A 23255-nucleotide genomic window follows, 5' to 3' on the forward strand; every position below is an offset into this window, starting at 1 on the left:
GTGATACCCGAACTTGGCCAGCTGGCGATGATCCTGGCCATCTGTTTTGCCGCCGTGCAGGCCAGCGTGCCGCTGCTCGGTGCCTGGCGCGGCGATAGCCTGTGGATGAGCCTGGCGCGGCCGGCGGCCTGGGGGCAATTTGCCTTCCTCAGCTTTGCCTTCGCCTGCCTCACCCATGCCTTCATGACCGACAACTTCTCAGTCGCTTACGTGGCCAGCAACTCCAACAGCGCCTTGCCCTGGTACTTCAAGTTCAGTGCCGTGTGGGGCGCGCACGAGGGCTCGTTGCTGCTCTGGGCGTGGATCCTGGGGGGCTGGACCTTCGCCGTGTCGGTGTTCTCGCGCCAGCTGCCGCAAGTGATGCTGGCCCGTGTGCTGGCGGTGATGGGCATGATCAGCGTGGGCTTCTTAAGCTTTTTGATCATCACCTCCAACCCGTTCCAGCGCTTGCTGCCGCAAGTGCCGACCGACGGTCGTGACCTCAACCCGTTGCTGCAGGACATCGGCCTGATCGTCCACCCGCCGATGCTGTACATGGGCTACGTGGGCTTCTCGGTGGCCTTTGCCTTCGCCATCGCCGCGCTGCTGGGCGGGCGCCTGGACGCGGCCTGGGCACGCTGGTCGCGGCCGTGGACCATCGTTGCCTGGGCTTTCCTGGGAGTGGGTATCACCTTAGGCTCGTGGTGGGCTTACTACGAGCTGGGCTGGGGCGGCTGGTGGTTCTGGGACCCGGTGGAAAACGCCTCGTTCATGCCTTGGCTGGTGGGCACGGCATTGATCCACTCACTGGCGGTGACCGAGAAGCGCGGGGTATTCAAGAGCTGGACCGTGCTGCTGGCGATCGCGGCCTTTTCGCTGAGCCTGCTGGGCACCTTCCTGGTACGTTCCGGGGTGCTGACGTCGGTGCATGCGTTCGCCGCCGACCCTTCGCGCGGCGTGTTCATCCTGATCTTCCTGCTGTTCGTGGTGGGTGGTTCGCTGACCCTGTTCGCCCTGCGCGCGCCGGTGGTCAAGAGCCAGGTCGGTTTTGCCTTGTGGTCGCGCGAGACGCTGCTGCTGGCCAACAACCTGGTGCTGGTGGTGGCAGCGTCGATGATCCTGCTGGGTACGCTGTACCCCCTGGTGCTCGATGCCTTGACCGGGGCCAAGCTGTCGGTCGGCCCGCCGTACTTCGATGCGTTGTTCCTGCCGTTGATGGCACTGTTGATGGTGGTGCTCGGGGTGGGCGTGGTGGTGCGCTGGAAAGACACCCCCGGCAAGTGGCTGGCGAGCATGATGACGCCGGTACTGATCGGCAGCGCAGTGCTTGCTCCGCTCGCCGGCTTTATCGTCGACGACTTCGACTGGCCCACGCTGACGGCCTTTGCCCTGGCGGCCTGGGTGGTGCTCAGCGGGCTGCGCGATGTGCTCGAGAAGACCCGCCACAAGGGCCTGGCCAAAGGCATGCGCGGCCTCACCCGTAGCTACTGGGGCATGCAGCTGGCGCACCTGGGCCTGGCGCTGTGCGCGCTGGGCGTGGTGCTGTCGAGCAACAACAGCGCCGAACGCGACCTGCGCATGGCGCCAGGTGAAAGCGTCGAGCTGGGTGGGTATCACTTCCTGTTCCAGGGTGCCAAGCACTTCGAGGGGCCGAACTTCATTTCCGACAAGGGCACCGTGGTGGTGTCCCGTGACGGTCGCGAAGTGAGCACGCTGCACCCCGAGAAGCGCCTGTACACCGTGCAGCAGTCGATGATGACCGAAGCCGGCATCGACGCAGGCTTCACCCGCGACCTGTACGTCGCCCTCGGCGAGCCGCTGGAAAACGGCGCCTGGGCCGTGCGCGTGCATATCAAGCCTTACGTCCGCTGGATCTGGCTGGGCGGTCTGCTGACCGGCCTGGGCGGGTTGCTGGCGGCCCTCGACCGGCGTTACCGCGTCAAGGTCAAGACCCGGGTGCGTGATGTCCTGGGCGTGTCTGGAGCAGCTGCATGAAGCGTTGGATCATGGTGGTGCCACTGGCGGTGTTTCTGCTGGTGGCGGTTTTCCTCTACAAAGGGCTGTTCCTCAAGCCCGACGAGCTGCCTTCGGCAATGATCGGCAAGCCATTCCCGGCGTTTTCCCTGGCCTCGGTGCAGGGCGATCGCAAGCTGACCCAGGCCGACCTGCTGGGCCGCCCGGCGCTGGTCAATGTGTGGGGGACCTGGTGCCCGTCGTGCAAGGTCGAGCACCCCTACCTGAACCAGCTGGCCGAGCAGGGCGTGGTGATCCACGGGGTCAACTACAAGGACGACAATGGCGCAGCATTGAAGTGGCTGGCCGATTTCCACAACCCTTACCAGCTGGACATCCGCGACGAGCAGGGCACGCTCGGCCTGGACCTGGGCGTGTATGGCGCGCCGGAAACCTTCCTGATCGACGCCAAGGGCATCATCCGCTACAAGCACGTGGGCATCGTCGATGCCAGCGTCTGGCGCGAACAGCTGGCGCCGCTGTACCAGGGCTTGGTCGATGAGGCCAAGCCATGAAGCGGGGGCTTGCAGCTGCCATACTGGGGTTGGCCCTTGGCCTGGGCGTGGCGGGCGTGGCCAGGGCGGCCATCGATACCTACCAGTTCCGCGATGACGCCGAACGTGAGCGCTATCAGCAACTGACCAAGGAGCTGCGCTGCCCGAAGTGCCAGAATCAGGACATCGCCGACTCCAACGCCCCGATTGCCGCCGACCTGCGTCGTGAGATCTTCCGCATGCTGGGCGAAGGCAAGAACAACGAGCAGATTGTCGATTTCATGGTCGACCGCTATGGCGATTTCGTGCGCTACAAGCCGGCGCTCAGCGGGCGCACCTGGCTGCTGTGGTTCGGGCCGGGGATCTTGCTGGCCGGTGGCTTTGTGGTGCTGCTGGTGATCGTTCGCCGACGCCGCAATGCCGCGGCCCAACCTGCGAATGAGCTGTCCGTCGAAGAACGCGAGCGTCTCGCCAAACTGCTGGAAAAAGAACAGACCCATGATTGAATTTTGGCTTAGCGCGGGCCTGCTGCTGCTCGCTGCCCTCAGCTTTCTGCTGATCCCGATCCTGCGTGGCCGTCGCCGTCAGCAAGAGGAAGACCGCACCGCTCTGAACGTCGCCTTGTACCAGGAGCGCGTTGCGGAACTTGCGGCGCAGCAGGCCGCCGGCGTGCTCGATGACGCGCAGCTGGCCAAGGGCCGTGACGAAGCGGCTCGCGAGCTGCTGGCCGACACCGAAGGCAGCGAGGCTGCGCGCCAGGGCCATCTGGGCAAGGCCTTGCCGCTGCTGGCCGCGGTGCTGGTGCCGTTGATGGCGTTGGGGCTGTACCTGCACTTTGGCGCGGCCGACAAGGTCGAACTGACCCAGGAGTTTGCCCAGGCGCCCAAGACCATGGAGGAGATGACCACCCGCCTTGAGCGTGTGGTCAAGGCCCAGCCGGATTCGGCCGAGGCCCTCTACTTCCTTGGCCGTGCCTACATGGCCGAACAGCGTCCGGCCGATGCGGCGCGCACGTTTGAACGTGCCGTGGCCCTGGCGGGCCGCCAGCCCGAGTTGCTCGGGCAATGGGCCCAGGCGCAGTACTTCGCTGCCGACAAGCAGTGGAGCCCGCAGTTGCAGGCCTTGACCGACGAAGCCCTCAAGGCCGACCCGAACGAAGTGACAAGCCTGGGGCTGCGCGGGATCGCTGCTTTCGAGGGTGAGCGTTACCAGGAAGCCATCGACTACTGGAAGCGCCTGCTGGCGCAACTGCCTGAAGGCGATACCTCGCGTGCGGCCTTGCAGGGTGGTATCGACCGGGCTGCCGAGCGCCTGGGTGATGCGCCTGGGCAAGCGGACGCACCGGTGGCAGCACGCCTGAAAGTGCGCGTGGAGCTGGCGGCGGCGCTCAAGGACAAGGTCAAACCTGACGACACGGTGTTCATTTTCGCCCGAGCCAGCAACGGCCCGCCCATGCCGCTGGCGGCGAAGCGGGTGACCGTGGCGCAATTGCCGATCGAGGTGGAGTTGTCCGATGCCGATGCGATGATGCCGCAAATGAAACTGTCGGACTTTACTGAAGTCCAACTGGTTGCCCGTGTCTCGCGTGCCGGCCAACCTACCCACGGCGAGTGGATCGGCCAGGGTTCGCCACTGGCTACTGCCACCCAGGCCACGCAGCACCTGACCATCGACAGCCCTGACCCGTAAGAGAGCATTGCCATGCACAGCACCGTCCGCCTGACCCTGATCACCCTGGCCCTGGGTTTGTCCGCGTGTACGGTGCATGAGCCTTACGAGCAACCCGCGCCGCCCATCGAGCGCGTGCCGCCGCACCAGGGGCCGGTGGTCAAGCCGTTGCCGGGCGGTCAGCCTTCGACCCAGCCGAGCAAGCCTGCGGCGACGCCCAAGCCGATGCCGCGCACGTCCGCCAGCTTTGCACCGCCGCCAGGGGGGGCCAGCCACTGGGACCCGAAATTGGGCGTCTATGTGCTGGAGAAAAAACCCAACACCTTCTACCGCCAGCGCACCTACTACCGCTATGACGGTGGCTGGAGCTGGTCGCTGAGCCCGGATGGCCCGTGGCAGGACACCGACAGCAGCGGTGTGCCGGGTGGCCTCGGGCGGGCCTTTGCGCAATAGGTTGACCCCGGTACAGTACAGTTTTCGGCGCAATTACCGATTGACTGTACCGCCCGCTGACTCCGCATAATGCCCCCTCGTACAGACGCGGAGGTGGCATGAGCAAGACAGTCCTGGTGTTGGTGGAAACCGTCGACGATTACTTGCCCTTGCTGGAGCAGGCGGGTTATCGGCTGATCCGCGCACCGTCGCCGCAACTGCGCGCCGAAGCTGTTCAGCGTCACGCCGGCGAAATCGATGCAGTGCTTACCCGTGGTCCGTTAGGCCTGACCGCCGTGGAAATCGCTGCGCTGCCCGCGTTGCAGATCATCTGCGTGATCGGTGCCGGCTACGAGCAGGTTGACCTGGCCGCCGCCGCCGCGCGCGGTATTACCGTCACCAACGGCGCCGGGGCCAATGCGGCGGCAGTCGCCGATCACACCCTGGCGATGGTGCTCGCGCTGTTGCGCGACATTCCTCGTGCTGACGCCAGTACCCGCCGTGGCGAGTGGAACCGGGTAATCAGCCCTTCGGTGAGCGGCAAGCGCCTGGGCATTCTCGGCCTGGGTGCGGTGGGGCTGGCGATTGCCAAGCGTGCCCACCTCGGCTTCGATATGAGCATCAGCTACCACAGCCGCACGCCGCGCCAGGATGTGCCATACACCTGGTACGACAGCCCGCTGCACTTGGCCGATGCCGTCGACATCCTGGTCGTGGCCACGCCTGGCGGCGCCCATACCCGTCATCTGGTCGATGCACCCGTGCTCGAAGCCCTCGGCGCCGAGGGTTACCTGGTGAACATCGCCCGTGCCAGCGTAGTGGACACCCGCGCCCTGGTGGCGGCGCTGTCGAGCGGGCAGCTTGCCGGCGCCGCACTGGACGTGTTCGACGACGAACCCGCAGTGCCCGATGCCCTGAAAGCCCTCGGCAACACGGTGCTGACCCCTCATGTGGCAGGCCAGTCGCCGGAGGCCGCGCGGGACACGGTGACCCTGGTGTTGCGCAACCTGCAGGCGTTCTTTGCCGGTGAGCCGGTGCTGACCCCGGTACGAAACTGATCTTTTTCATCCAGATGCCTGGCAGCGGCCCGGTCAACAAGGAGTGTGTGCATGCAACTTGAGATTTTCCAGGTCGATGCGTTTTCCGCCGAACCGTTCGGTGGCAACCCGGCGGCAGTCATCCCGCTGCAAAGCTGGCTGCCAGACGATGTGCTGCAGCGCATCGCCGAAGAGAACAACCTGTCCGAAACCGCTTACTTCGTGCGCAACGGGGAGGCTTACGACCTGCGTTGGTTCACCCCTACGGTTGAAGTCGACCTGTGTGGCCATGCCACCCTGGCGTCGGCCTATGTGCTGTTCGAACAACTGGGCGAGCAGGCGCACGTGCTGCGGTTCAATACGCGCAGCGGCGAGCTGCGCGTCAGCCGTGGTGCCGACGGGCTGCTGGCGATGGACTTCCCGGCCAAGCAGCCGGAAGCGGTGGATGCCCCTGCTGGCCTGCTGAAGGCGCTGGGCCTGAGCAGCGCGCGTGCGGTGTATCGCAGCGATGACTTTGTGGTGGTGATCGATGATGCTTCGCTGCTTGACCCACTGAAACCGGACTTCGTTGCGCTGTCGGCTTTTGATGTGCGCGGTATCGCCGTGACTGCGCCGGGGCGCGGATATGATTTTGTCACGCGGTGGTTCGGGCCACGGGTGGGTGTTAACGAGGACCCGGTGACGGGGTCAGCGCACACCTCGCTGGCGCCGTTGTGGGCCGAGCGGTTGGGCAAGAACGTCCTGAGCTGCGAGCAGGGTGGGGTGCGCAAGGGGCAACTACTGTGCGAGGTGCCGGGCAATGGCCGGGTGATCATCAGTGGGCGGGCAGCGTTGTATCTGCGGGGGCAGGTGTACATCTGATCAGCGAGTGTCACGCTGGCACCGGCTTCGCCGGTGTTCGCGCTCTATACTGATCGGCCCAAGCCCACATCGAGGAGCCTGCCATGGCCCTGAAAAAACAAGGCACATGCCTTTGTGGTGAAACCCGTCTGCACGTGACCGTCGACAACACTCATATCAGCGCCTGCCATTGCAGCATGTGCCGCAAGTGGACGGGTGGACCGCTGCTGGTCGTGCATTGCAGCCAGCCGCCGGTCGTCGAAGGGCGCGCCCCTGGGGTCTATGATTCGTCCGAGTGGGCTCAGCGCGGCTTTTGCAACCGCTGCGGAACGCATCTCTACTACCGCCTCAAGGTAAATGATTCCTACGCTATACCGGTGGGCCTGCTCGATGGCGATGAAGACTGGGACTTCGACTTGCAGATCTTCGTAGAACAGAAGCCTGCATGGTATTGCTTTGCCAACCAGACTACAGAACTGACGGGGCAGGAGGCCTTCGACCAGTTCGGCTGATGCCGACATGAGCAAAGGCAACCTGGTCTATTTCGTTTTCCTGGTGGCCGCTATCCCGCCATTGACCCTGAGTGGCCAGCTGATCGTTTTCGAAACCCTGTTTGCCCTGCTCTACGCTTTCCTTTGGCGGCAGACCGGGCCGAGCGTGCTGGAAGCGGCCGCGATCGTCCTGGTGATGGGTGGCGTGCTGTGGTCCATGCGCCAGCACAGAACGCCGCGAGCGCTTGCCAAACCGGTGCATACCTGAGAAAAGGGCGGCTTTGATTTTTCAGCGTTGGAGCATGCCCATGAGCAGCGAACTGCAGATCATCGACCTCGTCGAAGGCGAGGGTAAAGCCGCCGTCAAAGGCGCCCTGATCACCACCCAGTACACCGGCTGGCTGGCCGACGGCAGCGAGTTCGATTCGTCGTGGTCACGCGGCAAACCCTTTCAATGCGTGATCGGCACGGGGCGTGTGATCAAAGGGTGGGACCAGGGCCTGATGGGCATGCGCGTTGGCGGCAAGCGCAAATTGCAGGTGCCGGCGCACCTGGGGTATGGCGAGCGCAGTGTGGGGGCGATACCGCCGAATTCGGACCTGACGTTTGAGATCGAGCTCTTGGAAGTACTGACGCGGGATGATTGAGTAGTCCCCGTCCTACGCCAAATGAAAAAAGGATTACACACCTTGTCGGCCTCCGTCTGATTGAGCGGTCACTCAGGGATGGCTACTCTTCCAAATGACTTGAGTGAAGAGGGCTTGGCTATGAAATCGCATTTTTCCTCGCGAGTGGTGCGAGAGGCAAATGCCTTGTTGGTGGCATCCGGAACCCGACTGGAGATTTCGCTGCCGCGCGAATTGGCAGGCGTCCTTACCTGTACGCAAAAACCCCGCTCGGAATTGAAGGCAGCATTCAAAGCGGCGTATTCACGCTTGCGCAAGGAGTAACAGCCCGATGGCCGATGGCTGCTACAACCCTATTTACTCGGTCCTTGTAGAAAATGAGCAAGACACGCTGGGTATCATCGCCTACTCGCTGTACAAGAGGCAGAAGATCGAATTCATTCAGGCCTTCAAGGTCAAGCATGACAGGGAACCAAAAGACGAAGACCTGGCGCCTTTCCACGATGTCAGCAATAGTCCCACACAGCTTGAGAGTTACCGTAACCAGGCCAGTCAGCTTGCTCAGGGGTTTCTCGATGCTTCTTTAGCTGGCTGCTTACGCGTGTATTTGCTTGGTCAGGAAATAATTCAGCAACACACGTCCTCTAATGTTGGCCTTGCCTAGGGAACGGCAATCACGCTCAGGGAGGAACCAAACGGGTTGACCGCACTCTGACCCTCACTCGTTGCCAAGGATGGCACTCACTACAAGGACGCCTTGCGGCTGCGGCGCAGGGCAACGTGGCGGGTCAACCCGATTTTCTCTGCCACAAGAGCCTGCCTTGATGAAGTTGCCAACCTTTCTCCGCCGTCGTCGCCACTTGCTGCTAAGCCTGGTGGTCACGGCCGTCGCCATACCGCTGGCGCTGGATGCTGTCGAAAGCCGTGCGCAGCCGGTCGATGGCACCCAGACCCTGGTCTTCCTGCGCCACGCCGAGAAGCCTGGAGAAGGGCTGGGGCAACTCAACTGCCAAGGCCTCAATCGTGCGCTGGACCTGGCCACGCTGCTGCCGGAGCGCTTTGGCAATGCCGACTATGTGTTCGCCGCCAACCCATCACGGCATGTCGAGGAAGGCAGCAAGGACGAGAGTTACAGCTACATCCGCCCGTTGATGACCATCACCCCCAGTGCCATCCGCCTGGGCCTGCCGGTGAACATCGACTACGGTGCCAACGACACCGATGAGCTGGCCGAAGAGCTGTTGAGCGACAAGTACCGCAACGCGACGGTGTACACAGCTTGGTCCCATGGTTACCTCCCAGAGCTCATCAATACCGTGGCCGGCAAGGCCCTGGGTGAGGAGCGGGTGATCACCGAGGACTGGAACGGCGACGATTTCGACACCTTGTACGTACTCACCCTGACCTGGCACGACGGCAAGGCCAGCCTGCTCAGCCGTAATGTGCGGCAGGGCCTCAACGATGGTGCCCATAGCTGCCCGACCTGATCCGCTGCTACTGTCTTGGCAGGGAAGCCGAAACAGGGGCCATGCATGAAGCACAAGGTGACGGTCATTGGGGGCGGTGTGATTGGCCTAGCGACGGCCTATGCGCTGGTGCGTGAAGGGCTATCGGTAGAGCTGATCGAGGCGCGGGACAGCCTGGCGTCTGCCACCAGTTTTGCCAATGGTGGGCAGCTGTCATACCGCTATGTGGCGCCACTGGCCGATGCCGGTGTGCCCTGGCAGGCGTTGGGCTGGATGCTGCAGGGGGACTCGCCGCTGCGTTTGCGGTTGCGCGTGGACCCGGCGCAGTGGCGTTGGTTGCTGGCGTTCATGATGGCCTGCCGCAGCAGTGTCAATGCTCGCAATGGTGCACAGCTACTCGCGTTGGCGCTGGAAAGCCAAGCCGCGTTGACGCGCTGGCGTGAGGAGGATGGGCTGACGGATTTTGCCTGGCGGCGTAACGGCAAGCTGGTGGCCTATCGCAGTGAGCGGGCGTTCACCCAGGGGCGCGGGCGCCTGCTTGATGAGCACAGTCAACGGGTGCTCGATGCTGCCGAACTCCGGGCCCTGGAGCCAGCATTGGCCGAGGCACCGTTCGTGGGGGGTGTGCTAACTCCTGATGAGGAAGTCGCTGACTGTCATCGTTTTTGTGAACGCCTGGCCGAGCGCTTGCGCGCATCGGGGCAGTGCCGGTTTTTGCTCGGCAGGCCGGTGACGCGTTTGCTCGCGCAGCAGGATCAGGTGGTTGCACTGCAGCTGGGGCGCGAGCAGGTCGATGTGCAGCGCCTGGTGCTGTGCGCGGGGCATCGCAGTACGGGGTTGGCGCTACCGGGTTTGAAATTGCCGGTTTATCCGCTGAAGGGCTACAGCCTGACGGCGCCGATCACCCAGGAGCATCGGGCACCGGAGGTCAGCGTTACCGATTACGAACGCAAGATCGTCTATGCGCGCCTGGGCCGCCAACTGCGGGTTGCGGCGATGGTGGATATCGTCGGCTACGACGAATCGGTGGATGCGCACCGGCTCGACAGCATGCGTCGGCTGGCCCGTGATACGTTGCCCAATGCGGCGGACTACGGGCAGGCGGTGGAGTGGGCGGGGATGCGCCCGGCGACGCCTACCGGGGTGCCTATTATTGGGGCTACGGCTTACCGGAACCTGTGGCTGAACCTGGGGCATGGGGCTTTAGGCTTTACCTTGGCCTGTGGCAGTGGGGAGCGCTTGACCAGGATGTTGCGCTGACGGTACCGGCCTTTTCGCGCAACGCTCACGCCATCGGCGGCAGGCGTCGCTTCACCGGGCTCTTCTTGATGATTGCAGTGTTGGTCTCGGCCAGTACATTGATCCGGTCGAGCAGGGTGTCGAGCTGTTCCATCGTGCGCACATGCAGACGGGCAATGAAACAGTCCTCGCCGGTGACCTTGTCGCATTCGGTAAACTCAGGGATCGCAATGATCTGCCGCTCCACTTCCTGCAACTGCCCCGGCAGCGGGCGAATACGCACGATCGCCTGCAACTGGTAACCAAAACTGCGTGGGTCGACATCCACCGTATAACCACGTAATACGCCGCGCTCTTCAAGGCGGCGCAAACGCTCGCTGACGCTTGGCGCGGACAGCCCGCTGATCTGTGCCAGGGCTTTTAGCGAACGGCGTGAATCGTCCATCAACGCGTTGATCAGGAGTTGGTCGATAGCATCGGTCATGTTTCACCTCGTCAGGCCATTCCAATAATTAGCCTTGATAGTAAAGGCAAGTTGGCCGATGTGCCTTTGATATCCGCTGGAAGGCCCCCTGCCTTCCTTTGCATACTGTTGCCATCGACAACGGGAGGTGTGAGATGGACAGTTCATTGCGCCGTGGCTCGCTGGAAATGGTTGCCGCCATGCTGATTTCCGGGACCATCGGCTGGTTTGTATTGGTGTCGGGCCAGCCGGTACTCGAAGTGGTGTTCTGGCGCTGCGTGTTCGGTGCCGGCACGTTGCTGGTGATCTGCGCGGCCTTGGGCTTTCTCAAGCCTGGGGTGATCAGCCGTACGGCGTTTCTGCTGGCGATTGCCAGCGGGGTGGCCATCGTTGGCAACTGGGTCTTGCTGTTCGCCTCCTACTCGCGCGCTTCGATTGCCATTGGCACTGCGGTGTACAACGTGCAGCCGTTCATGCTGGTGGGGCTGGCGGCAGTGTTTCTGGGCGAGAAGATCACACTGCCCAAAGTCACCTGGTTGAGTGTTGCCTTCCTGGGCATGCTGGCTATTGTCAGTGCCCACGGTGCGGGGCAGGGCAGCGGCGAGGATTATCTGCTGGGCATTGCCCTGGCGCTGGGCGCGGCATTTTTGTATGCAATCGCTGCGCTGATCATCAAACGCTTGAAAGGCACACCGCCGCACCTGATTGCGTTGATCCAGGTCACCACCGGTGTTCTGTTGCTGGCGCCGTGGGCCACACTGGGCGGGTTGCCTGGCGAAACGTCGGCACTGGCCAGCCTGTTGACCCTGGGCATCGTTCACACCGGTGTGATGTATGTCTTGCTGTACAGCGCTATCCAACGCCTGCCCACGGCACTGACCGGTGCGCTGTCGTTTGTTTACCCGATTGCCGCGATCCTGGTTGACTGGGTGGCGTTCGGGCACCGGCTGGCCCCCTTGCAATGGTTGGGCGTGGCGCTGATTCTGCTTGCAGCGGCCGGGATGCAGCAAGGGTGGTGGTTCCGTTCGGCACCCGTCGCGGCCAAAGGGTAGAATGTCCCCTTTTACGTGCTTGCGACCCGCCATGACTTCACCGATCCAGACCCTCGAACAGCATCTGCTTACTGCCCTCGACCCCGCCCCCCAGGAAACCCGCCGCCTGTTCCACGGCCGCGGCCGCTGCTGGCCGGGCCTGGAACAGGTGACGGTGGACTGGCTGCAAGGCGTGCTGTCGGTGGCGCTGTTCCGCGAACCCGCTGAAGGCCAACTGGCCGAGCTGGAAGCCATGCTGGGTAATCTCGCCCAGCGCCCGCAATGGACCGGACAGGCCATCCTCATTCAGCACCGCTACCTGCCGGACAGCCCTGGCCAATGGCTATGGGGCGAGCCATGCCAGCAGCGAGAGGTGATCGAGGACGGCCTGACCTACTTGCTGGACCTGGGCGTGCGGCAAAACACCGGCCTGTTCCTGGACATGCGCTATGGCCGGCGTTGGGTTCGTGAACAGGCGGCGGGCAAGCGGGTGCTCAACCTGTTTGCCTATACCTGCGGTTTTTCGGTGGCGGCCATCGCGGGTGGCGCCGAGCAGGTGGTGAACCTGGACATGGCCAAGTCGGCGTTGTCCCGTGGGCGTGACAACCACCGGCTCAATGGCCACGATGCATCGCGGGTGGCGTACCTGGGGCATGAGCTGTTCAAGTCCTGGGGCAAGGTGCGCAAGTACGGGCCCTATGACCTGATCATCATCGACCCGCCGACCTTCCAGAAGGGGAGCTTCGTGTTGACTCAGGATTACGCGAAGATTTTGCGGCGTTTGCCTGAGTTGTTGAGCGAAGGCGGGACGGTGTTGGCGTGTGTCAACGACCCGGGGATCGGGCCGGAGTTTCTGATCGAAGGCATGGCCGAGCAGGCGCCGGCGTTGGCCTTTGTCGAGCGGTTGGAGAACCCGCCGGAGTTTCCTGATGCCGACCCGGCTGGGGGCTTGAAGGCCTTGGTGTTCGGGCAGGCCTGAGTCTGCCTGTACCGGCCCTTTCGCGGGGCAAGCCCGCTCAAGAGGCCGGTACTGCCTGCATCAATTACTGGTTGGTGTAGATCTGGTCGAACACGCCACCGTCGTTGAAGTGGGTTTTCTGCACGGTGCGCCAGTCACCAAAGGTTTTTTCCACCGACAGGAAGTCCACTTTCGGGAAGCGGTCGGTGTACTTGGCCAACACCGCTGCATCACGCGGGCGCAGGTAGTTGTTCGCCGCGATTTCCTGTGCCGCTGGCGACCACAGGTACTTCAAGTATTCCTCGGCCGCGGCCTGGGTACCTTTTTTCGCGACTACCTTGTCGACCACACTCACCGGTGGCTCGGCTTCGGCGGACACACTCGGGTAGACCACTTCGAACTGATCGCGGCCGAACTCGCGGGCGATCATTTCGGCTTCGTTTTCGAAGGTCACCAGCACGTCGCCGATCTGGTTGGTCATGAAGGTAGTGGTGGCGGCGCGGCCACCGGTGTCGAGCACCGGCGCCTGCTTGAACAGCTTGCCGACGAAATCTCGGGCCTTGCTCTCGTCACCGCCTTGTTTGAGCACATAGCCCCACGCCGACAGGTAGGTGTAGCGGCCGTTACCCGAGGTCTTGGGGTTGGGTACGATCACTTGCACGCCGTCCTTGAGCAGGTCAGGCCAGTCTTTGAGTGCCTTGGGGTTGCCCTTGCGCACGATGAACACGGTGGCCGAAGTGAACGGTGCGCTGTTGTTCGGCAGGCGCGTGACCCAGTTGTCCGGCACCAGCTTGCCGTGGTCGACCAGGGCGTTGATGTCGGTGGCCATGTTCATGGTGATGACATCGGCCGGCAGGCCATCAATCACCGCGCGCGCTTGCTTGCTCGAACCACCGAAGGACATCTGCACATTGACCTTCTCGTTGTGCTCGGCTTCCCAGTGCTTCTGGAAGGCTGGGTTGTAGTCCTTGTAGAAGTCGCGCATCACGTCGTAGGAGACGTTGAGCAGGGTCGGGGCGGCCTGGGCGAGGTTACCGAGGGCCAGGCCTGCGGCGAGCAGCGAGGCGGTGAAGAGTTTTTTCACGTTGCTTCCTTGTTCTTGAGAAGTTATGGGCAGATAGCCAGCGACTATAGCGGGTGGCTTTGCAGGGGTTAAAGAACAAAAAACACTTTGGTTATGCCGCTGCCTGTACCGGCCTCTTCGCGGGCAAGCCCGCTCCCGCAAGATCAGCGCAGGCCTGAACATCATGCCGTCCAAGTGGGAGCGGGCTTGCCCGCGAAGAGGCCGGTACAGGCAGCATTACTGCTTGGGAAATAGCCCATTGCCGCAGCGCGAACAGAATGACGCATCATGTTCGTGGCTGCTCTTGCGGCAGGTTGGGCAGTCATGCTGCAACTGTTCCCCGCGCATGGCATTGGCCAGCTCGGCGGTAAAGATGCCGGTAGGCACGGCAATGATCGAATAACCGGTGATCATCACCAGCGATGACAGCACCTGCCCCAGCGGCGTCTTCGGCACGATGTCGCCGAACCCCACGGTCGTCAGGGTGACAATCGCCCAGTAAATGCCCTTGGGAATGCTGGTAAAGCCGTGCTCCGGCCCTTCGATCACGTACATCAAGGTGCCGAACACGGTCACCAGGGTGGACACAGTGACCAGAAACACGATGATCTTCTGCTTGCTGCCGCGCAGCGCGGCCATCAGGTAATTGGCCTGCTTGAGGTATTGGCCAAGCTTGAGCACGCGGAAGATCCGCAGCATGCGGATGACCCGGATGATCAGCAGGTATTGCGCGTCGCTGTAGTAGATGGCGATGACCCCGGGGACGATCGCCAGCAGGTCGACCAGGCCGTAGAAGCTGAAGGCATAGCGCAGGGGTTTGGGCGAGCAATACAGGCGGGTCAGGTACTCGACAAGGAAAACTGCGGTGAAACCCCATTCGATGGCAGCCAGCAGGCCGGCGTAGCCCTGGTGGACCTCATCGATGCTGTCGAGGATCACCGTGACCAAGCTGGCGAGGATAATCAGTAGAAGGGTCTTGTCAAAGCGTCTTCCGGCCACGGTGTCGGTCTGGAAGACGATGACGTAGAGCCGCTCACGCAGGCTCACAGGGTTATTCATTGGCTCGTTCCACAAGGCGCTAGAAAGTGCGATGGGGTGAGCCTAGGGGCTGCATTTCAGCCGTGCAAGCGCGTTGTGTTACGCCGTTGATTGAGCTCAGCCAGGTAGTTGCCCAGGTGCATAAGCCAGCAAGCGGTGACAAAGGGGGCGGTTAGCCCGGCAACGGGCAGCAATTTGAACAGGGTTTGCAGTAACAGGGCCAGTGCAATCGCCAGCAGTGTCACCCACGGGCGTTCGCCCTGCCTGCTGAACGCCAGTGCCGCCAATGCAGCATTGAAACCGTACAAACCCATCCAGGCAGCCTGTGCCTGATCGGTCAGCAAGGCCACACCACCGCCGATGGTAGAACCGATCACCGCCCAGGTTGCCGCGTAGGGGTTGGCAAGGTACATCCCGATTACGATCAGCAGGCCAGCCATTGGTTTGTCGAGCAGGAAGATCTGGCCCACGCCACGCAGCAGTGCATACAGCGGGTCGGCATCCACATGAGGTGCGGCCGAGGGTTCGGCCAGTAGCAGGGCGCCCCAGCCCAGCAGTACGAATGGCGCGGTGTAGGCGATCAGCAGCTTGCCGCCACGCTTGCGCCATTGGTGGGTAATGATGCTCGACAACCCGCCCGCAGCGATGATCAGCGGCGGCATGATCGCCGACCAAGGCAGTACCGCACTGATCAGGATGCCGATCAGCACACCGTTGTAGCAGTACAGCCCAGCCTGGCGGTCAGCGCGGTCATAGCCGCGACGTTGCGCGGTGAGCAGGCCGGCGAGGGCGCCGAGCAGTGCGCCGCCGACCAGTGTAGGGGCGGTCAGCAGGATGGCCAGCAGGCAGCACAGGCCGCACAGGGGGTTGCGCAGCAGCAGCACCTGGCTGAAGCCGTTGAGCAGCGCCGTGGCCCAGTCAGGGCACGGGTTGACGAAATTTTTGGTGTACATGGGGCAGTCGGTAAGGTTGAGGGTTGAGCGGTGGGCCTCTTTGGGCCTCGGGTTTTCCGCAGGGTTGTTGTATCGGTTTTCGGGGAGGGCGTTGCCCTCCATTCGCGGGGCAAGCCCGCTCCCACAGGTACTGCATGGCATTCAATTTCCAGATGCACCTGTGGGAGCGGGCTTGCCCCGCGAAAGGGCCCCGGCGTTAGACCAAGGTCTCGATCCGCAGCGTATTAGTCGAACCCGGCTTGCCGAAAGGCACACCGGCAGTAATCAACAGCGTGTCGCCGCGGCTGGCCATGCCTTGTGCCTGGGCAATCTCCAGCGCAGTCGAGCAAATTTCGTCAACCTGGCGCAGGCGGTCGTTGACCACCGAGTGCACACCCCAGGCCACGCTGAGGCGGCGCGCAGTGTTCAGGTTTGGCGTCAGGTTGAGGATCGGCGCCCGTGGTCGCTCGCGGGCGGCGCGCAGGGTCGAGGCGCCCGACTCGCTATAGTTGACCAGCACCGCCACCGGCAGGATGCCGCTGATACGGCGGATCGCGCAGCTGATGGCGTCCGACACAGTGGCTTCGGCTTTTGGCCGGCCCACGTCGAGCTGGGCTTGGTAATCCGGGCCGTTTTCCACCTGGCGAATGATCTTGCTCATCATCTGCACGGCTTCCAGCGGGTAGTCGCCCGACGCGGTCTCGGCCGACAGCATCACCGCATCGGCGCCTTCGGCCACGGCGTTGGCCACGTCGGTGACTTCGGCGCGGGTCGGGGCGGGCGAGAAACGCATCGATTCGAGCATCTGCGTGGCCACCACCACCGGTTTGCCCAGCTGGCGGCAGGTGCCAATGATGCGCTTCTGGATCTGCGGCACGCTTTCGGCCGGCACTTCCACGCCCAGGTCGCCACGGGCCACCATGATTGCATCGGAGAGCTCGGCGATCGCTTGCAGCTGTTCGACGGCGGAGGGCTTCTCGATCTTGGCCATCAGGTAGGCGCGGTCACCGATCAACTGGCGTGCTTCGGTAATGTCTTCTGGGCGCTGGACGAACGACAGGGCCACCCAGTCCACACCAAGCTCAAGGCCAAAAGTCAGGTCGCGGCGGTCTTTCTCGGTGAGCGGGGAGAGGTCCAGCACCGCTTGGGGCACGTTCACCCCCTTGCGGTCGGACAATTCGCCGCCGTTCAGCACGGTGGTGTCGATGGCGTCGGCGTGCTTGGCGGTCACCCGCAGGCGCAGGCGGCCGTCGTCCACCAGCAGGTCCATGCCCGGTTCCAGCGCGGCGATGATTTCCGGGTGGGGCAGGTTGACCCGCTCGCTGTTGCCCGGCGTCGTGTCCAGGTCCAGGCGCAGTGACTGGCCGCGCTGCAGTTGCACCTTGCCTTCGGCCAGGCGGCCAACGCGCAGCTTAGGCCCTTGCAGGTCCATGAGGATGCCCAGCGGGTAGTTCAGCTGCTGCTCGACTTCGCGGATCCACTGGTAGCGCAGGGCGTGGTCGGCGTGCTCGCCGTGGCTGAAGTTGAGGCGGAAGATGTTCACCCCGGCTTCGACCAGCTGGCGGATGTCGTCAATACCCTTGGTTGCAGGGCCGAGGGTGGCGAGGATTTTGACTTTTTTATCAGGCGTCATGATTGCGGAGTCTCGAGGATCAGAATGGCGCGGAAGTCGTTGACGTTGGTACGTGTCGGCTCGGTGACGATCAACGCATCAAGCGCGGCGAAGTAGCCGTAGCCGTTGTTGTTGTCCAGTTCATCGCTGGCCGACAGGCCCAGGGCTTCGGCGCGGGCATAGCTGCTCGGGGTCATGAAGGCGCCGGCGTTTTCTTCCGAGCCATCGATGCCGTCGGTGTCACCGGCCAGCGCGTAAACGCCCGGCAGGCCTTTGAGGTTTTCGGTGAGGCTGAGGAGGAACTCGGCGTTGCGCCCGCCACGGCCATTGCCGCGCACGGTGACGGTGGTTTCGCCACCGGACAGGATCACACAGGGCGCCTTCAGCGGTTGGCCGTGCTGGACGATCTGCCGGGCAATGCCAGCATGCACCTTGGCCACTTCGCGCGACTCGCCTTCCAGGTCGCCGAGAATCAGCGGGCTGAAACCGGCCTGGCGGGCTTTGACCGCAGCGGCTTCCAGCGACTGCTGGGGCTTGGCGATCAGTTGGAAATGGCTGCGGGCCAGGGCCGGGTCATCGGCCTTGACGGTTTCTGACGCTGGGTTGTTGAGCCAGTCGATGACCGCCTTGGGTGCCTCGATGTTGTAGCGCTTGAGGATGGCCAGGGCGTCGGCGCTGGTGCTCGGGTCGGCGACGGTAGGGCCGGAGGCGATGACCGTGGCCAGGTCGCCGGGTACATCGGAAATCGCATAGGTGTAGACCGTGGCCGGCCAGCAGGCTTTGGCCAGGCGGCCGCCCTTGATCGCCGAGAGGTGCTTGCGCACGCAGTTCATCTCGCCGATGGTGGCGCCGGACTTGAGCAGTGCTTTGTTGATGTGTTGCTTGTCAGCCAGGGTCAGGCCCTCGGCGGGCAGCGCCAGCAGGGCCGAACCACCGCCAGACAGCAGGAAGATGACGCGGTCGTCTTCGTTCAGATTACTGACCAGCTCCAGCACGCGTTTGGCCACGGCCAGGCCGGCGGCATCGGGGACCGGGTGGGCGGCTTCGACCACTTCGATCTTCTGGCAGTTGGCGCCGTGGCCATAGCGGGTGACGACGAGGCCGGAGACTTCGCCCTGCCAGCTTTTCTCGACCACTTCGGCCATGGCGGCTGCGGCCTTGCCGGCGCCGATGACGATGACCCGGCCGCTGCGGTCGGCGGGCAGGTAGGGTTCGAGGACTTGGCGCGGGTGGGCGGCGGCGATGGCTGTGTCGAACAGCTCGCGAAGAATTTTTTGCGGATCGACCGACATGGCAGGCTCCCAATTATTGTTGTTCTGCAAAATCGAAAACGCCCCTGGAACTGCCTCCGTGCAGGCCGAACCAGGGGCGGGTGTTGCTCGGTGTTGGCTTCTTCGCGGGCAAGCCCGCTCCCACAGGGTTGTCATGGCCCTCAGGCCTTGTAGAGAACCTGTGGGAGCGGGCTTGCCCGCGAAGGGGCCAATGGATGCTTACTTGTCGTCGCGGATCGAGAAGTTGGCCATGTGCTCCAGGCCTTTGATCAGCGCCGAGTGGTCCCAGTTGCCGCCGCCCAGTGCCTGGCAGGTGTTGAACACTTGCTGGGCGTTGGAGGTGTTGGGCAGGTTGATGCCCAGTTCCTTGGCGCCTTGCAGGGCCAGGTTCAGGTCCTTCTGGTGCAGGTTGATGCGGAAGCCTGGGTCGAAGGTGCCTTTGATCATGCGCTCGGCGTGCACTTCGAGGATTTTCGACGAGGCGAAGCCGCCCATCAGTGCTTCACGCACCTTGGCAGGATCGGCGCCGTTCTTGGCGGCGAACAGCAGCGCTTCGGCAACGGCCTGGATGTTCAGGGCGACAATGATCTGGTTGGCCACTTTGGCGGTCTGGCCGTCGCCGTTGCCACCCACGCGGGTGATGTTCTTGCCCATGGCTTCGAACAGCGGCAGGGCGCGCTCGAAGGCTTTTGGGCAGCCGCCGATCATGATGCTCAGGGTCGCGGCCTTGGCACCGACTTCACCGCCGGACACCGGGGCGTCCAGGTAGGCGGCGCCGGTGGCCTTGATTTTCTCGGCGAAGGCTTTGGTGGCGGTAGGCGAGATCGAGCTCATGTCGATCACGATCTTGTTCGGGCCGACGCCTTCGGCCACGCCGTTTTCACCGAACAGGACAGCTTCTACCTGCGGGGTGTCGGGGACCATGACGATGATGAATTCAGCTTCCTGGGCCACTTCTTTCGGGTTGGCCAGGGCCACCGCGCCAGCGGCGATCAGGTCGGCCGGGGCGGCGTCGTGGTGGGTGGAAACGAACAGGCTGTGACCTGCTTTTTGCAGGTTCTGGGCCATGGGCTTGCCCATGATGCCGGTGCCGATAAAGCCGATTTTAGCCATGAGAATGTGCCTCTTGTATTTGTATATTCAGATTCTCGGGGTAGCCCTGAACCCCGTGGGAGCGGGCTTGCCCCGCGAATGCGGTTGATCAGGCCGTGGTGGTGTCCTTGCGGGCGCTTTCGCGGGGCAAGCCCGCTCCCACATGGGTCTTCAGCCAGCCCAGGCCGGCTTCGGTCGTGGTCAGTGGCTTGTACTCCGCGCCCACCCAGCCCTGGTAGCCGATGCGGTCCAGGTGCTCGAACAGGAAGCGGTAGTTGATCTCGCCGGTGCCTGGCTCGTTGCGGCCTGGGTTGTCGGCCAGTTGAATGTGGTTGATCAGCTTCAGGTTGGCTTCCATCGTGCGAGCCAGGTCACCTTCCATGATCTGCATGTGGTAGATGTCGTATTGCAGGAACAGGTTGTCGCTGCCGACTTCGGCCTGGATTTCCAGGGCTTGTTGCGTGGTGTTCAGGTAGAAGCCTGGGATGTCGCGGGTGTTGATCATTTCCATGACCAGGCGGATCCCGGCGGCTTTCAATTTTTCGGCGGCAAACTTCAGGTTGTCGACGAAGGTCTTGCGTACGTCGGCGCACTGCAGGCCTTGTGGACGAATGCCGGCCAGGGCGTTGACCTGGGTGTTGCCCAGAACCTTGGCGTATTCGATGGCCTTGTCGACACCGGCGCGGAACTCTTCAATGCGGTCGGGGTGGCAGGTGATGCCACGCTCGCCTTTCGCCCAATCGCCTGCCGGCAGGTTGAACAGCACCTGGGTCAGGCCGTGAGCGTCGAGCTGCTGCTTGATTTCGGCGGCGCTGAAATCGTACGGGAAGAGGTATTCGACACCGCTGAAACCAGCATCGGCGGCGGCCTTGAAGCGGGCCAGGAAGTCCTGTTCGGTGAACAGCATGGACAGGTTGGCAGCGAAGCGAGGCATGGTTGTCTCCTTGCAGATTAAAGCCCCCGGCGCCACTTGGGCTCGGTGCACGGGGGCGTCAGGCAATCAGTCGAGCATCGAGATCGCGGTTGGCGCGTCGTTGCCGACCAGCGCCAGGTCTTCGAACTCGTTGACGGCGTTGATCTCGGTACCCATGGAAATGTTGGTGACGCGCTCGAGGATCACCTCGACCACCACCGGCACGCGGAACTCTTCGGCCATCTTCTGCGCCTTGAGCAGGGCAGGGGCGATCTCGCCTGGCTCGAATACGCGGATAGCCTTGCAGCCCAGGCCTTCGACCACGGCGACGTGATCCACACCGTAGCTGGCGGCGTCGGTCGAGTTGATGTTCTCGAATGCCAGTTGTACACAGTAATCCATGTCGAAGCCACGCTGCGCCTGGCGGATCAGGCCGAGGTAGGCGTTGTTCACCAGCACGTGGACATACGGCAGGTTGAACTGCGCACCGACTGCCAGCTCTTCGATCATGAACTGGAAGTCGTAGTCACCCGACAGGGCGACGACCTTGCGCGATGGGTCGGCCTTGACCACACCCAGGGCGGCAGGGATGGTCCAGCCCAGCGGGCCGGCCTGGCCGCAGTTGATCCAGTGGCGTGGCTTGTACACGTGCAGGAACTGCGCGCCGGCGATCTGCGACAGGCCGATGGTGCTGACGTAGGTGGTGTCCTTGCCGAACACCTGGTTCATCTCTTCGTACACGCGCTGGGGTTTGACCGGCACGTTGTCGAAGTGGGTCTTGCGCTGCAGGCTGGCTTTGCGCTGCTGGCAGTCTTCCAGCCAGGCGCTGCGGTCCTTGAGCTTGCCAGCGGCTTTCCACTCGCGGGCTACTTCGAGGAACACGTCCAGCGCCTTGCCGGCGTCCGAAACGATGCCCAGGTCCGGGGTGAATACGCGGCCGATCTGGGTCGGTTCGATGTCCACGTGCACGAACTTGCGGCCTTCGGTGTAGACGTCGACGGAGCCGGTGTGGCGGTTGGCCCAGCGGTTGCCGATACCGAATACCAGGTCGGATTTGAGCAGGGTGGCGTTACCGTAGCGGTGCGACGTCTGCAGGCCGACCATGCCGACCATCAGTGCGTGGTCGTCCGGGATGGTGCCCCAGCCCATCAGGGTCGGGATCACCGGTACGCCGGTCAGTTCGGCGAATTCGACCAGCTTGTCGCTGGCATCGGCGTTGATGATGCCGCCACCGGCAACCAGCAGTGGGCGCTCGGCGTCATTGAGCAGGGCCAGGGCTTTTTCGGCCTGTACGCGGGTGGCGGATGGCTTGTTGATGGCCAGCGGCTCGTAGGCGTCGATGTCGAATTCGATCTCGGCCATCTGCACGTCGAACGGCAGGTCGATCAGTACAGGGCCTGGGCGGCCGGTGCGCATTTCATAGAAGGCTTTCTGGAACGCGTAAGGCACCTGGCCTGGCTCCAGCACGGTGGTCGCCCACTTGGTCACCGGCTTGACGATGCTGGTGATGTCGACGGCCTGGAAGTCTTCCTTGTGCAGGCGTGCACGCGGGGCTTGGCCGGTGATGCAGAGAATAGGGATGGAGTCGGCCGACGCACTGTACAGGCCAGTGACCATGTCGGTGCCGGCAGGGCCGGAAGTGCCGATGCACACGCCGATATTGCCTGGGTTGGCACGGGTGTAGCCCTCGGCCATGTGCGAGGCACCTTCGACGTGACGAGCGAGGACGTGATCGATGCCACCGACTTTCTTCAGGGCTGAGTACAGCGGGTTGATGGCAGCCCCTGGGATGCCGAACGCGGTATCTACACCTTCACGGCGCATGACCAGAACGGCTGCATCGATTGCTCTCATTTTGCTCATGGGTTGTGCCTCATCGATTTTGTAATTGTATACAACTTGCTGTGCGGCAGAGTGTATTCACGCCTGCCTGCTTAGGTCAATGGATTTTCATCGGGGAGAATGGCTTTCGTCGGAGAGCCCATGAAAACCGCGTTCCGTCGGATCGAGTACGATCGATTTAAAATATTGTATACAAAAATATCCTTCGTTGTGTTCTATTTGCGCTATCGGTTTTCAACTGCCCTTAGGGCTTCTCACAACAAGAAGAGGACCTTTTCATGAACGTTCTGAACCTGAAAGTCGCGGTAAGCCTGGTCAATGCCGCGCTGGCCGCAGGCCGCAAGATCAATGCGGCGCCTTTGACCGTGGCGGTGCTGGATGCTGGCGGGCACGTGCTGGCGCTGCAGCGCGAGGATGGCGCCAGCCTGATTCGCCCGGAAGTGGCCACGGGTAAGGCCTGGGGTGCGATTGCCCTGGGCAAGGGCTCGCGCCTGCTGGCGCTGGATGCGCAGCAGCGGCCGGCGTTTTTTGCCGCGTTGAATGGGCTGGGGGAGCGGCCGGTGGTGCCGGCGCCGGGGGGCGTGCTGATTCGTGATCAGGACGGCAAGGTGCTGGGTGCGGTGGGGATCAGCGGGGATACGTCGGATATCGACGAGCAGTGTGCGATCAGTGCGATCGAGGAGGTGGGGTTGAAGGCGGATGCAGGGGTGGCTGCCTAAACCTCTATTGGCTGTACTGGCCTATTCGCGGGCAAG

Annotated in this window: 25 protein-coding genes; 16 read left to right on the forward strand and 9 right to left on the reverse strand. The window is 63.0% G+C overall.

The genetic code is table 11. The annotated features are described in order from the left end of the window. The 13 genes from OGV19_RS03915 (at window position 1) to OGV19_RS03975 (ending at window position 10306) form a co-directional block, all read left to right on the forward strand. Window positions 1-1974, forward strand: a complete 1974-nt coding sequence (locus OGV19_RS03915; RefSeq protein ID WP_264313884.1) for a heme lyase CcmF/NrfE family subunit — start codon at window positions 1-3, stop codon at window positions 1972-1974. Further along, complete coding sequence (locus tag OGV19_RS03920) at window positions 1971-2507, forward strand: DsbE family thiol:disulfide interchange protein (protein ID WP_264312215.1); 537 nt, start codon at window positions 1971-1973, stop codon at window positions 2505-2507. The genes OGV19_RS03915 and OGV19_RS03920 overlap by 4 nt, the downstream gene beginning before the upstream one ends. After that, window positions 2504-2992: a cytochrome c-type biogenesis protein gene (locus OGV19_RS03925; protein WP_264312216.1), complete on the forward strand. Its 489-nt coding sequence runs from the start codon at window positions 2504-2506 to the stop codon at window positions 2990-2992. The genes OGV19_RS03920 and OGV19_RS03925 overlap by 4 nt, the downstream gene beginning before the upstream one ends. Next, a complete protein-coding gene (ccmI, locus tag OGV19_RS03930) occupies window positions 2985-4175 on the forward strand; it encodes a c-type cytochrome biogenesis protein CcmI (protein WP_264312217.1) in 1191 nt (396 codons plus the stop codon). The genes OGV19_RS03925 and ccmI overlap by 8 nt, the downstream gene beginning before the upstream one ends. 12 nt (window positions 4176-4187) lie before the next feature. Next, the gene (locus tag OGV19_RS03935) at window positions 4188-4607 is read left to right on the forward strand and encodes a hypothetical protein (RefSeq protein ID WP_264312218.1); all 420 of its coding nucleotides are present in this window, start codon (window positions 4188-4190) and stop codon (window positions 4605-4607) included. A 98-nt stretch (window positions 4608-4705) separates the two neighbouring features. Further along, window positions 4706-5644, forward strand: coding sequence for a 2-hydroxyacid dehydrogenase (locus tag OGV19_RS03940; protein ID WP_264312219.1), 939 nt, complete (start codon window positions 4706-4708; stop codon window positions 5642-5644). A 51-nt stretch (window positions 5645-5695) separates the two neighbouring features. Then, window positions 5696-6484 (forward strand): PhzF family protein, encoded by a 789-nt coding sequence (locus tag OGV19_RS03945; RefSeq protein WP_264312220.1) that lies wholly within the window; start codon window positions 5696-5698, stop codon window positions 6482-6484. Window positions 6485-6567: 83 nt separating this feature from the next. Beyond that, complete coding sequence (locus OGV19_RS03950; protein WP_264312221.1) at window positions 6568-6975, forward strand: GFA family protein; 408 nt, start codon at window positions 6568-6570, stop codon at window positions 6973-6975. Between the two features lie 7 nt (window positions 6976-6982). Next, the gene (locus OGV19_RS03955; RefSeq protein ID WP_264312222.1) at window positions 6983-7222 is read left to right on the forward strand and encodes a hypothetical protein; all 240 of its coding nucleotides are present in this window, start codon (window positions 6983-6985) and stop codon (window positions 7220-7222) included. Between the two features lie 40 nt (window positions 7223-7262). Beyond that, complete coding sequence (locus tag OGV19_RS03960) at window positions 7263-7601, forward strand: FKBP-type peptidyl-prolyl cis-trans isomerase (RefSeq protein ID WP_264312223.1); 339 nt, start codon at window positions 7263-7265, stop codon at window positions 7599-7601. 310 nt (window positions 7602-7911) lie between these two features. After that, window positions 7912-8244 carry a hypothetical protein gene (locus OGV19_RS03965; protein WP_264312224.1) on the forward strand — a complete coding sequence of 111 codons (333 nt, stop codon included), beginning with the start codon at window positions 7912-7914 and terminating at the stop codon, window positions 8242-8244. 160 nt (window positions 8245-8404) lie between these two features. Then, window positions 8405-9067 (forward strand): histidine phosphatase family protein, encoded by a 663-nt coding sequence (locus OGV19_RS03970; protein ID WP_264312225.1) that lies wholly within the window; start codon window positions 8405-8407, stop codon window positions 9065-9067. A 45-nt stretch (window positions 9068-9112) separates the two neighbouring features. Further along, on the forward strand, window positions 9113-10306 hold the full coding sequence (locus OGV19_RS03975; protein ID WP_264312226.1) for a D-amino acid dehydrogenase: 1194 nt from the start codon (window positions 9113-9115) through the stop codon (window positions 10304-10306). Between the two features lie 25 nt (window positions 10307-10331). Here the strand turns inward: OGV19_RS03975 and OGV19_RS03980 are convergent, their stop codons facing one another. Next, window positions 10332-10769 (reverse strand): Lrp/AsnC family transcriptional regulator, encoded by a 438-nt coding sequence (locus tag OGV19_RS03980; protein ID WP_264312227.1) that lies wholly within the window; start codon window positions 10767-10769, stop codon window positions 10332-10334. Between the two features lie 134 nt (window positions 10770-10903). Between OGV19_RS03980 and OGV19_RS03985 the strand changes: the two genes are divergently transcribed. Together OGV19_RS03985 and OGV19_RS03990 are read left to right on the forward strand one after the other, a co-directional pair. Then, window positions 10904-11800, forward strand: a complete 897-nt coding sequence (locus OGV19_RS03985; protein WP_264312228.1) for a DMT family transporter — start codon at window positions 10904-10906, stop codon at window positions 11798-11800. A gap of 31 nt (window positions 11801-11831) precedes the next feature. After that, a complete protein-coding gene (locus tag OGV19_RS03990; protein WP_264312229.1) occupies window positions 11832-12758 on the forward strand; it encodes a class I SAM-dependent methyltransferase in 927 nt (308 codons plus the stop codon). 64 nt (window positions 12759-12822) lie between these two features. Here OGV19_RS03990 and OGV19_RS03995 read toward each other — a convergent pair whose 3' ends face one another. From OGV19_RS03995 to gcl, 8 genes are all read right to left on the reverse strand, one after another. Next, entirely contained in the window at window positions 12823-13821 is a 999-nt protein-coding gene (locus tag OGV19_RS03995; protein ID WP_264312230.1) for a sulfate ABC transporter substrate-binding protein, read from the reverse strand. Window positions 13822-14037: 216 nt separating this feature from the next. Further along, window positions 14038-14859 (reverse strand): ion transporter, encoded by an 822-nt coding sequence (locus OGV19_RS04000; protein ID WP_264312231.1) that lies wholly within the window; start codon window positions 14857-14859, stop codon window positions 14038-14040. Between the two features lie 56 nt (window positions 14860-14915). Further along, on the reverse strand, window positions 14916-15791 hold the full coding sequence (locus tag OGV19_RS04005) for an urea transporter (protein WP_264312232.1): 876 nt from the start codon (window positions 15789-15791) through the stop codon (window positions 14916-14918). A gap of 196 nt (window positions 15792-15987) precedes the next feature. Further along, on the reverse strand, window positions 15988-17403 hold the full coding sequence (gene pyk / locus OGV19_RS04010; protein ID WP_264312233.1) for a pyruvate kinase: 1416 nt from the start codon (window positions 17401-17403) through the stop codon (window positions 15988-15990). Beyond that, window positions 17400-18674: a glycerate kinase type-2 family protein gene (locus OGV19_RS04015; protein ID WP_264312234.1), complete on the reverse strand. Its 1275-nt coding sequence runs from the start codon at window positions 18672-18674 to the stop codon at window positions 17400-17402. The genes pyk and OGV19_RS04015 overlap by 4 nt, the downstream gene beginning before the upstream one ends. Before the next feature lie 198 nt (window positions 18675-18872). Next, window positions 18873-19766: a 2-hydroxy-3-oxopropionate reductase gene (locus OGV19_RS04020; protein ID WP_264312235.1), complete on the reverse strand. Its 894-nt coding sequence runs from the start codon at window positions 19764-19766 to the stop codon at window positions 18873-18875. A gap of 88 nt (window positions 19767-19854) precedes the next feature. Continuing rightward, window positions 19855-20679 carry a hydroxypyruvate isomerase gene (gene hyi, locus OGV19_RS04025; protein ID WP_264312236.1) on the reverse strand — a complete coding sequence of 275 codons (825 nt, stop codon included), beginning with the start codon at window positions 20677-20679 and terminating at the stop codon, window positions 19855-19857. Window positions 20680-20745: 66 nt separating this feature from the next. Then, window positions 20746-22521, reverse strand: a complete 1776-nt coding sequence (gcl, locus tag OGV19_RS04030; RefSeq protein ID WP_264312237.1) for a glyoxylate carboligase — start codon at window positions 22519-22521, stop codon at window positions 20746-20748. A 257-nt stretch (window positions 22522-22778) separates the two neighbouring features. Here gcl and OGV19_RS04035 point away from each other — a divergent pair, with 257 nt between their 5' ends. Then, window positions 22779-23219, forward strand: a complete 441-nt coding sequence (locus OGV19_RS04035; protein WP_099454902.1) for a GlcG/HbpS family heme-binding protein — start codon at window positions 22779-22781, stop codon at window positions 23217-23219. Window positions 23220-23255 lie beyond the last annotated feature (36 nt).

The organism is Pseudomonas putida (genome assembly GCF_025905425.1).
Classification (GTDB): Bacteria; Pseudomonadota; Gammaproteobacteria; order Pseudomonadales; family Pseudomonadaceae; genus Aquipseudomonas; species Aquipseudomonas putida_AF.